Source organism: Pseudomonas sp. B23(2017) (assembly GCF_002113725.1).
GTDB classification, from domain to species: Bacteria; Pseudomonadota; Gammaproteobacteria; order Pseudomonadales; family Pseudomonadaceae; genus Aquipseudomonas; species Aquipseudomonas putida_Z.
In genome coordinates this window covers 69,770-81,260 of record NZ_NEJM01000020.1, presented here as the reverse complement: position 1 = coordinate 81,260, position 11,491 = coordinate 69,770, and the positions used below count along the sequence as shown (strand labels likewise).

Sequence of the window (11,491 nt, the reverse complement as noted above, 5' to 3'; positions counted from 1 at the left end):
TTGGCCAGCTGGCCAACCTTCTGTTCGTCTTCCGCCAAAGTGGTGTTGGGCGCATAAATATAGGGCATCGTTGTTACCTCGTTCCTGATGGTGGGCAGCGCCCGTGCAGTTCAGGAACAATGGTAAGAGCGGCAAAACCCCCGATTTCGCGGGGGTTTGCATGGTTTGCACGCTCGAAGCGATTACTTGCGCAGCACGATCAGACGGGCATTTGCAGAGGTTTGCGCCAAAAGTGCGTTGTCCTGGAACGTGCCGCCCTCCAGTTTCTCGACCTCGGCGCCGTGCTGGTCCAGCCAATCCCGGAAGTGCTGAGCGGCCTTGTCCGAACCAAAGAACACGCCTTCACCAGCGATGGCTACCAGGGTGCCGCCAGCGGCCAGCATCCCGAAGGCGCGCATGATGTGCTCGGCGTCCTGGCGCTTGCTGAAAGGCGGGTTCATCAGGATGGCCTGGTAAGGTTGCTCCGGGGTGAAGCCCATGAAGTCGTGGTCGACCACGGCATAGCCCTTGGCAGTCAGGATGTCCCGCAGCTGGCTGCTGATTTCGATGACATCCACTTCGCCGCCGGCAGCCGCCGCGGCGTCAGCCAGGTTGCCATTGCCCGCGCTTGGCTCAAGCACCCGGTCACCCTTGCTGATCCGCGCCAGCTTGGCCATACGGTGCGCGACAGCTGCCGGGGTCGGGAAGAAGTCGATACCGACCTTTTGCCCGATGATCGCGCGCTCGGCCTTGGTCACTGCGCTTTCCTCCTGCTTGGCGGCCAAGTGCGTCAGCAGCGCCCGGCATGCGTCCTGAAGCTGGGCGTCAGTGCTGATGCCCATACGCCTCAGGCGCTCGGCCCTGGCCAGCACTTCCATCGGGTCTTCCAGGTACCAATTTTCCTTGACGGTCTTCAGCACCTGGTAGGCCTTGCGAGTGATGGCGATATCGGCCTCTTTCTCCAGGCTCCAGCGCTCCACCCGATCCCCCATTTTGCTCAGGGCCGCAATCAGCTTGGAATTGCCGGTGGGAGCTTTCTTAGCCAGCTCCCGGGCCGCGTCCCGGTACCGTGTTGCCCACACCATCCGCGGCGGCATGCGCACCAGGTGAATCACTTCCTCGCCCACTGGTTGGCCCTGGCGTGCCAGCTTGTCGCTGTAGGATAGGCCGGCTTCCGAATCGCTCTTGGCCCTGCTCAGGGCGCGCTTCAGCTCTTGCAACTGGGTGCGGCTGGTCAACCCAGACAGAGCACCAGCGGCGCCAGCTTCAATGGCGTCAGCAATACGGGTTAGGGTTTGCCCTTCAGCCTCGTCATTGGCTGCCCGGGCGAAGGCGCTGGCGGCCATGCCGGCACGGCGCGCGGTGTTGGTTTTGCGATCGGCAGTCATCCCCTCGCTACCGCTGGCAATCGCCTTGGCACCAGCCTGGCGCAACTTCTCCGCTTGTGCGGCGACAGCCTTCTGCTGGCGCTCCAGGGCTTCGCGCCGATCGCGTTCCTGCTTTTCCGCCTCCTGTTCAGGCGTCAGCACCACTGGGGCCGGGGCGGCCTGGATGGCGCTGGTATCACCCTGCAAATGCTTCTCGCGGATGAAGTAACCACCGTTCATGCGCCAGGTGTACGGGTCGATGGCCTTGGCCTCGGCCAACGTCAGGTCGGTGCGGATGATGCCGCGCAGAATCTTGTCGCGCTTGGTCTTGTATTCAATGATTTCTGGCGCTTTCACCGCAGGAGCTGGTTCGCTACTGACTGGCGCGATCGTCTCTCCCGGCAAGATCCAACGTTTGCCGGCGTTGTAAGCCTTGCAATAGGCCAACAACTGGTCAGCACCGTTCTCGCCCAGGTAATGGACGATTGCCACGGCCCGGGTTGCATCCGGCTCCAGCCCGTCGGCTCCTGGTTTCACAAATTCCTTGATTTGGGCGTAAAGGGATGTGGCGCCTGGCACTGGCGGCTCTTCGTATACGCCTGGCTCCACCAGGCTGCGCCCGGTACCACCAGCTGTGCTGCCGCTCGCCCCCTTGGGCAACGTGGTTGTCGGGAGGATGGTGCCGCCCTTGTAGAACTCCCCATTCATGCCAATGACGCCGCCGGCAGGGGCTCGCCCGGTGTCATCTGCCTTGGCACGCTGCTCGCGCACCTCATTGGCAGCCGGCTCCTGTCGGTCAACAACTACCACCTCTAGGATGGTGATATTGAGGTCGTCGTCTGCTACAGTGTCACCAACGGTGCGCCAATCCTGCTCTCGCTGGGTGGAATCCAGCGTGCCGTTGTCGGCGTCATCGGAGCGGGGCCCTACCCCCGCATAATCCGTGGCGCCGTTTTCTTTTGCCTTCCAGGCATCACGCCCCTCGTGGGACACGTTGTAGAACAGGTTGCCCTTGCTGTCCTCCGCAACCGTCACTCCCGCCGTCACCAGCAGCTCATTGACCTGTACCTGTTTCTGGATGAAGTGGAACGCCACAAAGTCGTCAGTGCGCACTTTGTGCGGTGCCTGGCGCTGGCCGGCGGTACCTGTTTCCAGGATTTCCTTCACGTACTCGATCAACTTGGCCTTCAGGGCGTCCGACTTCATGCCCAGTTTCGCCTTCTTCCAGCCGGTGCCATTGATCTGTACCGGGCCTATTACCGACTGGATTACCCGCCCCTTCAGGTGCTCCTGGTAGTAGTTGCGCGCAGCCTCGAAGGCCACTTGGCCTTCATCTGGCGCAGCCTTGGGCGCCCCCAGCAAATCACGGATTACCAAGGCCCTGGCGCTTGCCCGGGCCCGCTCGATCGGGGAAAGCGAGTTACCGACCAACTGGCCGCGGATCTGCAATAGCTCGGCGCTCAGCCGCGCGCGCTCAATGGCCGGCAGAACGCCGGCCTGGCTCAGGTCAGTCATGGAAACCTCGGAAAATCGAATCAAGTAGTGCGGTGTTGGCCAGCGCCGTCTCGAAGGTCTTGCCTTCACGCAGGGCCGCGAACAGCTGATCAAACGCCGCGCTGATACGCTGGCGCTCTTCCCCCTCCGGGTACGGCTTGAATGGCTCGCCTTGGGCGGGGAAGTAGTGGTGCTTGTTGTCGGCCAGGCAGCTCAGGTAGTCGTTCTGGCGGTCCATGCTGGCCAGCTTGTCCTCGAGGTAGGACTGAAAAGCCCGGGCGGCCATTTCCGGTGCCGACGACCAGTATTTGCCTTCCTTCGAGCCATCCAGGAACGCGGCTTCTGCCATGAAGCTGGATACGGCCTTGCCGGTGTTCAGCTGCACCTCTGTGGTGCCCTCTGGGGAGAAATACGCCGCAGCGAGCGTGCGCCAGGTCTTCTGGTCCTTTTGCGCACCGCGGTAGTTGCGCCCAGCGTAGAAATCATCCACCACCAGCACCGCGGCTTCGGCGTTGCCGGCGGCCTTGATACGCTGCGCCAGCTGCCCGCGCGGGTTTTCCAGGTTCAGCTTGGCGTTACCGTAGGTGCGGGGGGTGAACTTGATGGTTTCCGGTAGGCGCCGGCTACCTTCGGTCATGGCAGCCTTCAGGGCTGCGAAGGCATCCCGCACTGGCCCTTCCGGTACCAGGTTCGGATTATCCGTGGCGAACTCAGTGGCCGCGCCAGGCTCACCCCGCAACAGCCCGGGCAGGATGTTGTCCAGGGCGTGCATCTGCTCGTGCCCAGCGCCACCACCGCCGTTCATCTTGGTGATGTTGATGGCGCGCAGCACCGGCTCGTACTGAGCGGTTGCAGCGCCCTTCCCGCCTTTGCCCCGGGCGCCGAACGCGATACCCAAGCGCCCGCCGAAGCCCAGGTGCTCTTCACTGATACCCAGGACATCGGCCATGTCCATCATGGCGCCGGCGAACTGCTCCACATGCCACTTCGCGCTGTCCGGGTCATCCAGCACCCAGTTGCCGGACTGCACCGCCCGGAAGCCACAGAGCTGCTGTAGCGCCCTGGTCGAATTGACGTCCACCGCGCGCCCGCCTTTGCGGTCGAACTTGTCCACTACTCGCAGTGCGAAGGTCTGCCGCTTCTTGGTCGGGGCCTTGGGAGCGCCCAGCATCACCTCGCCGCCCTTCTTGTCGGCCCACTCCCAATCCTTGGGGTCGCCCGAAAGCGCATTGGATACATGCCGCGCGAAGGCCTCAGAGCCAGAAGCGCTGCGGAACATCAGGGATTTGACGAAGCGGTCGCCCAGCGACATCCATGCACGGTTGATCGGGGAGCCCAGGTTGCGCGCCTTGGCCACGCCCATGATTTCGGCGCGTTCCTGGCTCAGGGCGCTGGAGGCGGCGCGCAGTTGCTCCAGCAAGGGTTTGTTTTGGTCCAGAAGGTCCGACCAGGCCTGCATAGCCTGCTGATACTCAGTTTCGGCAGCCTTGGCCGCCTGCTCGTGCTCAGCCGTGATTGACCAGCCTCGGGAGGTGCGATTTTCCAGGTCGCGCTGGGCCTTGTTGTTCCGACTGCTTGCGGCGTACATGGCACTTTGAGCGCGATTTTCGTCGTTCTGGATCGCAGCTATTTGCTTGGCGACGGCGCGCTGCCGCTCGGCAATGGCCTGGTACTGTTCGGCCTCGTCGGCGTCCAGCTGCGAGCCAAGCAACTCTTCCCGAATATCGGTCAAGGTGGCCACCACCTCTTTCGAGGTCCGACATTGCTCGAGGCGCGTGCGCAGGGTTTCCAGCCCCAGCACATAGGCTTTCCGCGCTTCGGCGCTGTCTTCGGTCGGTTCCTTGGCGATCGACGCATAAACCCGATCCATGAGGAAGGCCGCCGCGGGCTCTGTGCCCTGCTCTTTCAGCCCGTCCCAGTCGACCACGCCAAACAGGTTGGATTTGATGACCAGGGCCCGTGCCTGTCGCGGAGTTTCCTCGATCGCGGCAAAGTCGATGTCGGTGCTACGCAGCATGCGACCTTCTGAGCGAGCCTTACGGATCGTGCCAGCGGCTTCTTCCTTGCGGCTGCCCGGGATGTACCCGACGTCCGCATAACGGTAGTTGGGGCTATTGGGGTCATCACTGAGGCCGTCGTCAGTCTCCAGCTCGGCGGCGGTCTCGGTATCGACTACGGGAGGTTTCAGGTCCAGTGCGCCCAGTTGCTTGCGGATACTCAGCGCCTCAGCACTGACGCGGGCTTTCTCCAGCGGCTTGAGCGTGCCGGTCATCAGCTGCGCACGCAGCCGCAACAGCTGGCCGCTCAGCCGCGTTTTCTCAATGGGGGATAAGGACATGGTGGTGACGTGCCTGTACGGTTCCAGGCGCGTATTTTCCAGCCGTGGGGGTGGGCTCTATGAGGGGGCTTTGCTCCAAACGGCTGTACCGCTGGGCGTCCATGCTGATCTTTTCCGAGTCTACAGACTCAACCACTCAAGCCCACATTGTGCGGAAACGGCTATGAAGCCTCCCCAAGCGCTCTGTCCTGCTCGCATTAAGCCTCAACTGGTCAAGCTGGTAAGCCATCCGCCACCTGGTTCGTGGCGGTATGAAATCAAGTATGACGGTTACCGCATGCTGGCCAGGATTGAGGGTGTGAAGGTACGCCTCTTGACCAAGAATGGCTTCGATTGGACCGAGCGAATGCCACGCCTGGCCGAATCGCTCGCGCGCCTGGCCGTCCATACAGCTTGGTTGGATGGGGAAGTGGTTGTCCAAGAGGATGACGGCAGGCCCGCTTTCCAGGCGCTTCAATCGGCGTTCGCCAGGCGCCAGACCGATCATCTGGTCTACGTTGCCTTTGACCTTCTATACCTCAACGGCGCCGACCTGCGGGGCGAGCCCGTCGAACTCCGGCGCCAGGTTCTGGATGCCCTCCTGGACCATTGCCCAATCGAAGGGGTACGGTTTTCTGACACCCTGGAAGAAGATCCCCTTCAGTTGCTCGCCAATGCTTGCCGCCTGAAGCTCGAAGGCATCGTCGGGAAACGCGACGGGAGTAAATACAGCGGGGAGCGTGATGGGAGTTGGGTGAAGCTCAAATGTGGCAACCAGCAGCTCTTCATCATCGTTGGCTACACCCGAGCAAGCGCTGGCATCGGCTCTCTTCTGCTTGGCGTCCATGACGATGCGGGACAGTTGGTGTATGCCGGGCGGGTTCGCAGCGGTTTCAACAGCCGCACACTGAACGAAGTCAGGCAGAGCCTTGGGACTTTGGTCCAGGACATGCCCGCATTACGCAACCCTCCCAACCTCGGATCAAGCGCTTCGGTAGTCTGGCTGGCTCCGCACCTGGTGTGCGAGGTCAAATTCGCTGAGATAACTCCAAGCGGCAAGGTGCGACATGCCGTATTCGTTGCGCTGCGAAAAGACAAACCCGCCGCCGGCCTTAGCTTAGAAAGCGACAGCGAGCCGATGTAGCTGTGGTGGAGGTCCCATGTACGAGGTGACCATCGAAAATGAGGCGTGCGTGATTCAGTGCGAGATTATTGACCTGGTCGTTGAAGAACCACGCCCAGGCCTCTGGACCAGCGATTGGGACGCACAGGGTTACAGGGAGCTGGAGTTTCGAGCAGTTTCCGGCAAATGGTTTGATGCCGATGGCAGCGAGCACGACCTCGGACGCAATGGCTGCGCGGAAGTAGCCGATCGGTACGCCGAGTACATTGAGCAACAGCTGTGGGAGCAGATTGATGCGGAGGCAGCCAGCACCTAATTGCAAAAAACCCCGCCGAGTGGCGGGGTCGTTGTTATTGCATATCGGGGTCTTTCCAGCGATCGAGTAGTCGGAGAGCTTCCCTGACTATCATCGCCTTCACGATCCCACAGGCGCAGCTCCAGACGAATCTGACAAGCGATTTAAACCATTCCATGGGAAAGGTTTCCTGTATAGGGAACCTTGGCGCAGCTTGCCCCTACCGGCCAGGGCAAGCGGCTACTGAAAAGCCGCCAAGCGCTTCAGTGCACCAATGTTCGGGTGGACCCACCTTGCATTGCCGGCACGTCTTCCGGACGTGGCTGCAAGGGCCCAAGGCAAGCACGAATGCCTGCGCCTGCTCTTTTTATCACGCGCGCACTAGTCGCTGCGGTAAATTCCTCAAACTTTTTTTAGTTCCCGACGAACGGTATTTACTAAAGTAAACATCTTTGCTTTACAACTATCGCCCGGCCACTTAGTTGCACTGCCCGGGCACCCTGGCCGGGCGAATCCCCCGTAAATCAAGCGGTTCGCCGCTTTTCGCATAAAACGTCCGGTTTGACGCTGTTTTACGGTCGGTTTGCTTGCCTGGAACTTCTATTATGCAATTCCGCCGTTATTCAAATATGAATAACCGCGCCGCCCGGGCGCTGCGTATTGCGCACCTATTGCGCACTGTGTAGAGTCGTATTCGCCAAGCGCTTCAGTAGCACCGCTAGCGTGGCTCCAACCACGCTGGCCGAAAAACCGCCCCCAAGGCGGTTTTTTTGTGCCTGCGATTCGGTCCCGAGATTACCACGCGCCCGGGCGGGGTGTACCAGCCACCATCATCGGCATGCACAGAATCTGTCCCCTGGTCAGCCAGCCGCCGGCCAACATTTTACCAGTCCGACAGCTAGACGGCGTTCACGCCGGCGTACTTGTTCGGCACGTTGCTCCCGGCGCTGATTCGTCAAGCCGCTTTACAGCGCGCCGCCAGCATAGCGCGGCATTCGCCGTAGATGAGGAACGGACTAAAGAATACCACGGTGCCGATCACCAGTCCGCGCAAACCGCTAGTCCACTGCCAGAAGCACACGGTTACCGCTCAAGCTCGACGCGCAGCCCCTCCAGGCCGGCCTCCTCGGCAAACTTGACCAGGGTATCCAGCTTGGCCCAGGTCTTCACCGCCTCGCGCTTGGAGCGCACCGGGATCAGCCGCGCCGTGGGACCACCGACGCGAATGCTCAGCGTCCATTGGCTGCGGTCTTCCTCCCAGCGCCCGGCCACGGCCTCGCGCACCTGGCGGGTGCTGGCCAGCACACGCAGGGTGTTCACATCCACCGCCTGGCCGATCATTGGTCGCGCTCCAGCTCCAGCAGGCGCGCCGTGGCGGCGGCCTCGATCAGCAGGTACAGGCGCTCGATGTGCTGGGCAGCAATGCCCTGGGTGACGGTCTCCAGCGCTTCCACCAGGCCTTCGGCGCGGGCCTGGGCGATCAGGCAATTGACCGCGCTGCCGGCGGCCTCGACTTCCGCCAGGCGCTTGCGGAATACCCCGTGGTAGGCCGGCGGCAGCACCAGGCCGGGCACCAGCTCGTTGCCGTTACGCATAACGCTCCCCCTGGCTCGCCGGCGCGCCGGCGGCAATCTCGAAGTAGTCGGCGCTTTCCGCAATCGCCTGCACCGGCCCGGCCAGCACGGTACCATCGGGCAGCGCCAGGGTGGCCCGGGTGATGGCCGGCCCCAACAGCAGGGCCACGCCCAAGGTGCGATCGACCAGCACCGACACCGGCGCGCCGGCGGCGTGGCGGCTGACCACCACACTCACGCCCGGGCGTTCGGCGCTGCGGCTGAGCCCGGGCGCGGCGCCGTAGGTCAGGGTCAGGTCGGCCAGGCCGCGATAGGACAGGGGCTCAGACACGGCGGCGCAGTCCATTGACGAAGGCGCGCAAGGCCTCGGTCTCGGCCTGGCCAATCTCGCCGCGCAGCTGGGCGGCGAAGATATAGCCCAGGGCAATGCCGGTCTCCTGCTCCCGCGAAGCGAGCGTGCCATGCGCCAGGTCATGCAGCAGGCTGACCAGGGCCATGCGCGGCACCCCGGGTAGCAACTCCAGCAGCGGGTGCAGCTCGGTCGGCAGGCCGTCCAGCTGGCTGGCATACAGGGCCTCACGGCGGGCGTGCTGGGCGCTCAAGGCTTCATCGGTCATCGGTACAACTCCTTTTGCATAGAGGGGTGGGGTGCGTCGAAATCACTTTAGCGGTTTTGGTCGCCCATTTCCGTCATTTTGGGTGACGCGGGCAAAACAAAGGCCCCCGGCTCTTGCGAACTGGGGGCCTCGATTTAACGGAAAATCCGTTATGGACAGGTGCGCCACTACGGGCCATCAGCCCTTTGGTTCGTGCGGGCTCGCCTGCAACGCATCCAACGCCGCGCGCACCTCCTCATCGCTGTACCCATCAAAGATGCTCGCCGGCCGAGTGTGCCCCAGGTGGTACTCGGCATATTGGTCGGAGCCGTCCTGCCTGACGCACACTGCCAGGATTCGCCAGCCCTCATCAAGCAAGCGCTGGGCCTGAGTGTGGCCGTTCACGGTTTGCAGTCGCTTCACATCTTCTATCGCCATCGGTGCTGCTCCTTGCTCTCTTGGTCTGGATAATCCGCTATCGGCGGGTGGGGGTTCAGTTCTTGCGCGGAACGACTTTCAGCTCAAGCGTACTCAAAACGTCATCCGCGTCACGGATGACCTGCAACAGCGCATCATCTTCAACCTTGCTACCCAGCACCTTCCAGCTGCACGCCTGGCACTTTAAGCCGCTACGGCCATCGCTCTGCGTATTGTCCTCAATGGCACGCTTGCTCAGCTTACCGGAGCGCGACACGCTGAACAGCACCGCAGCATCAATGTCCAGCCAGACAGTCAGCGGCCCTTGGCACTTGGGGCATTCGATCTTCGACGGCATGATCGTGATTCCTTTCCTAGTGTGGGGTGTCGTCTTCAAGCCGTTATTACAGACCCAACTGTGATGCGGGGATACCCTTGATCACCGCCCACTTACGGCCAAAGGCCTCGACGTCACTGGCCAGCTCACCAGTCAGCACTTCGGCGTGCTCCACCTGGTGGTTCAACAGTGTCGCCTCCCCCGTGGTTGGCGAAACCAGCTCTACAGTCGAACCGGACTCCAGCGAATCAGCGTTCAAGACACGACTGCCGACCCAGTGGCGACCCTGTGCGGGTTGGCAATCGATAACCACGCCGTCACGCACATACCACTCGGTGAAGTCCTGGCCGCTGTCCACGAAAGTGACCTTAAGCACCGGCAGCACATCAGCGTCGAGGACCGTGCAGTGCTCCAGGGACACAAAGCCGGAATACCCTTCAATGAAAATCACCGCCTCACAGGACTGGACCATGGCCCCACCGCGAGCCCAGCCGCGGTGCGTTTCGCCCTGACCGATTACCGATTCATAGCTGACGAAAGCGCCGTTCGGATGCTTCTCGTTCCAGTCGTACACCTTGGCTTTAGCGATGGTTTCCATTTGCTTCAGGCTCATTTGTTTCCGTGCTGGCATGGGTTCTTCCTTCAAGGATGGGCTCAGGTGCCGGGATGGCATGGCGCCATGATGGGCGGGTTTCCGCCCCAATGCAATATGTTTTTTGTGCAACTTGCGCAAGTTGCTCGCATTGCACGACTTGCGCAAGTTATGCACGTTGCGTATCTTGCACGCCATGCGCAACTGACAGAAGCTGCGCAACACCACCTAATTGCGCAAGTTGCGCCAATTAGGTAACTTCTCCAAGTAGAACAAGTCGAGGACTGGCAATGATCATTCTTTTGGGCTCCGAGAAAGGCGGCGTAGGCAAAAGCAACCTGGCACAGAACCTTTCTGTACTCATCGCCCAGTCGGGCGGCGACGTCCTGCTGGTGGATGCTGACCCGCAGGAAACAAGCTATGAATGGGCTGCCGAGCGCGAAAGCATGCGCGAGAAATACCCCAAGGCCGCCCTGGTGCATTACGCGAAAGCCAGCGGAGAAATCCGCGAATGGCTGAAGGAAAAGGCCACCCGCTACAAACACATCGTCATCGACGCAGGCGGTGCTGACTCCAACGCCCTGCGTGCGGCAATGACCATTGCTGATTACATGATCATTCCATTCCGCCCCAAGCGCCGAGACCTGAAAACTCTGCCGAACATCGCCAGCCTCATGCGTATGGCGCTGTCGTTGAACCCTGACTTGCAGGTGCGCGCACTCGTGTCGCAATGCCCGGCCCTTCCGAGCCAGGTGTATCGCATCCTGGACGCGAAGCAGGCGTGCGAGTCCTTCGGCCTACCAACCCTCAACGCCATTACCATGAACCGAAATTCGTACGATGACGCCGAGGAAGATGGCCTGAGCGTCCTCGAGAACAACATTGACCCGAAGGCCGAAGAAGAGATTCGCGCCATCGCACTGGAACTGTGGGGTAACAGATCATGGCAGGATTGAAAGGGCTCGACGCAGCGAGTGTCGCCGCTCGCCAGAGCACAGCGAATGAAGAAGACCTGAAGAGATTCATCGGTGGGGCGCCTGTTCAAGCACAGGCGGAGCCAGTACCCGAACCTCAAAGATCGGCCAAGAAGCCGAAAGGGCCGACCTTCAAACGCACCAACTTCTCGTTGGATGACAAGACGAACAAGCAAATCGACCAGCTCTCGCTGGCCCCGCGCACGTTCAAAGCTTCCCGAAGCGACGTAATCCGAGCCGGTGTAAAAGCCCTCAAGGCAATGCCTCGAGCCGAGCTGATCGCGCTGCTGGCCACCGTGGTAGACGCTGACGCCAGCCAGGAAAGCGAGCAAGGCGAATAACTTACGCAACTGATGCAAGTGGCGTAACTTATTCAGGTGACGCAACTGATTTAACTTGAGTAGCCTGCGCGTGACATTTGATTGC

The 11,491-nt window shown here is 61.4% G+C and carries 13 protein-coding genes; 4 read left to right on the top strand and 9 right to left on the bottom strand.

The features are described from left to right. Positions 1–182 precede the first annotated feature (182 nt). Both CAG46_RS25295 and CAG46_RS25290 read right to left on the bottom strand, forming a co-directional pair. Positions 183–2,861 (bottom strand): hypothetical protein, encoded by a 2,679-nt coding sequence (locus CAG46_RS25295; protein WP_085618734.1) that lies wholly within the window; start codon positions 2,859–2,861, stop codon positions 183–185. Next, complete coding sequence (locus CAG46_RS25290; protein WP_143493509.1) at positions 2,854–5,178, bottom strand: LPD1 domain-containing protein; 2,325 nt, start codon at positions 5,176–5,178, stop codon at positions 2,854–2,856. Before CAG46_RS25290 ends, CAG46_RS25295 begins: the two co-directional genes overlap by 8 nt. A 163-nt stretch (positions 5,179–5,341) precedes the next feature. On the opposite strand from CAG46_RS25290, the gene ligD reads away from it, so the two are divergent. Next, positions 5,342–6,301, top strand: a complete 960-nt coding sequence (gene ligD / locus CAG46_RS25285; RefSeq protein ID WP_158090809.1) for a non-homologous end-joining DNA ligase — start codon at positions 5,342–5,344, stop codon at positions 6,299–6,301. 16 nt (positions 6,302–6,317) lie between these two features. Next, positions 6,318–6,596 carry a hypothetical protein gene (locus tag CAG46_RS25280; protein WP_085618728.1) on the top strand — a complete coding sequence of 93 codons (279 nt, stop codon included), beginning with the start codon at positions 6,318–6,320 and terminating at the stop codon, positions 6,594–6,596. Positions 6,597–7,658: 1,062 nt separating this feature from the next. On the opposite strand, the gene CAG46_RS25275 is transcribed toward CAG46_RS25280, so the two are convergent. The 7 genes from CAG46_RS25275 to CAG46_RS29215 form a co-directional block, all read right to left on the bottom strand. Continuing rightward, entirely contained in the window at positions 7,659–7,916 is a 258-nt protein-coding gene (locus tag CAG46_RS25275) for a hypothetical protein (protein WP_085618726.1), read from the bottom strand. Beyond that, positions 7,913–8,170 carry a hypothetical protein gene (locus CAG46_RS25270; RefSeq protein ID WP_085618724.1) on the bottom strand — a complete coding sequence of 86 codons (258 nt, stop codon included), beginning with the start codon at positions 8,168–8,170 and terminating at the stop codon, positions 7,913–7,915. The genes CAG46_RS25275 and CAG46_RS25270 overlap by 4 nt, the downstream gene beginning before the upstream one ends. Further along, on the bottom strand, positions 8,163–8,480 hold the full coding sequence (locus CAG46_RS25265) for a hypothetical protein (protein ID WP_143493519.1): 318 nt from the start codon (positions 8,478–8,480) through the stop codon (positions 8,163–8,165). The genes CAG46_RS25270 and CAG46_RS25265 overlap by 8 nt, the downstream gene beginning before the upstream one ends. Continuing rightward, positions 8,473–8,766: a hypothetical protein gene (locus CAG46_RS25260; protein ID WP_085618906.1), complete on the bottom strand. Its 294-nt coding sequence runs from the start codon at positions 8,764–8,766 to the stop codon at positions 8,473–8,475. Before CAG46_RS25260 ends, CAG46_RS25265 begins: the two co-directional genes overlap by 8 nt. A 177-nt stretch (positions 8,767–8,943) precedes the next feature. Continuing rightward, complete coding sequence (locus CAG46_RS25255; RefSeq protein ID WP_085618904.1) at positions 8,944–9,183, bottom strand: hypothetical protein; 240 nt, start codon at positions 9,181–9,183, stop codon at positions 8,944–8,946. Positions 9,184–9,238: 55 nt separating this feature from the next. After that, on the bottom strand, positions 9,239–9,520 hold the full coding sequence (locus tag CAG46_RS25250; RefSeq protein ID WP_085618902.1) for a hypothetical protein: 282 nt from the start codon (positions 9,518–9,520) through the stop codon (positions 9,239–9,241). Between the two features lie 46 nt (positions 9,521–9,566). Next, positions 9,567–10,112: a hypothetical protein gene (locus CAG46_RS29215; protein WP_256575143.1), complete on the bottom strand. Its 546-nt coding sequence runs from the start codon at positions 10,110–10,112 to the stop codon at positions 9,567–9,569. Between the two features lie 269 nt (positions 10,113–10,381). Between CAG46_RS29215 and CAG46_RS25240 the strand changes: the two genes are divergently transcribed. After that, positions 10,382–11,047 carry an AAA family ATPase gene (locus CAG46_RS25240; protein WP_085618900.1) on the top strand — a complete coding sequence of 222 codons (666 nt, stop codon included), beginning with the start codon at positions 10,382–10,384 and terminating at the stop codon, positions 11,045–11,047. Beyond that, a complete protein-coding gene (locus CAG46_RS25235) occupies positions 11,035–11,406 on the top strand; it encodes a hypothetical protein (protein WP_085618898.1) in 372 nt (123 codons plus the stop codon). Before CAG46_RS25240 ends, CAG46_RS25235 begins: the two co-directional genes overlap by 13 nt. Positions 11,407–11,491: the final 85 nt, after the last annotated feature.

What these genes read in the sequence shown, in the direction of transcription:
- CAG46_RS25255 (WP_085618904.1), bottom strand. Translation starts at nt 9,183, where the DNA reads ATGGCGATAGAAGATGTGAAGCGACTGCAAACCGTGAACGGCCACACT.
- ligD (WP_158090809.1), top strand. Translation starts at nt 5,342, where the DNA reads ATGAAGCCTCCCCAAGCGCTCTGTCCTGCTCGCATTAAGCCTCAACTG.
- CAG46_RS25260 (WP_085618906.1), bottom strand. Translation starts at nt 8,766, where the DNA reads ATGACCGATGAAGCCTTGAGCGCCCAGCACGCCCGCCGTGAGGCCCTG.
- CAG46_RS29215 (WP_256575143.1), bottom strand. Translation starts at nt 10,112, where the DNA reads ATGAGCCTGAAGCAAATGGAAACCATCGCTAAAGCCAAGGTGTACGAC.
- CAG46_RS25295 (WP_085618734.1), bottom strand. Translation starts at nt 2,861, where the DNA reads ATGACTGACCTGAGCCAGGCCGGCGTTCTGCCGGCCATTGAGCGCGCG.
- CAG46_RS25275 (WP_085618726.1), bottom strand. Translation starts at nt 7,916, where the DNA reads ATGATCGGCCAGGCGGTGGATGTGAACACCCTGCGTGTGCTGGCCAGC.
- CAG46_RS25240 (WP_085618900.1), top strand. Translation starts at nt 10,382, where the DNA reads ATGATCATTCTTTTGGGCTCCGAGAAAGGCGGCGTAGGCAAAAGCAAC.
- CAG46_RS25270 (WP_085618724.1), bottom strand. Translation starts at nt 8,170, where the DNA reads ATGCGTAACGGCAACGAGCTGGTGCCCGGCCTGGTGCTGCCGCCGGCC.
- CAG46_RS25280 (WP_085618728.1), top strand. Translation starts at nt 6,318, where the DNA reads ATGTACGAGGTGACCATCGAAAATGAGGCGTGCGTGATTCAGTGCGAG.
- CAG46_RS25250 (WP_085618902.1), bottom strand. Translation starts at nt 9,520, where the DNA reads ATGCCGTCGAAGATCGAATGCCCCAAGTGCCAAGGGCCGCTGACTGTC.
- CAG46_RS25235 (WP_085618898.1), top strand. Translation starts at nt 11,035, where the DNA reads ATGGCAGGATTGAAAGGGCTCGACGCAGCGAGTGTCGCCGCTCGCCAG.
- CAG46_RS25290 (WP_143493509.1), bottom strand. Translation starts at nt 5,178, where the DNA reads ATGTCCTTATCCCCCATTGAGAAAACGCGGCTGAGCGGCCAGCTGTTG.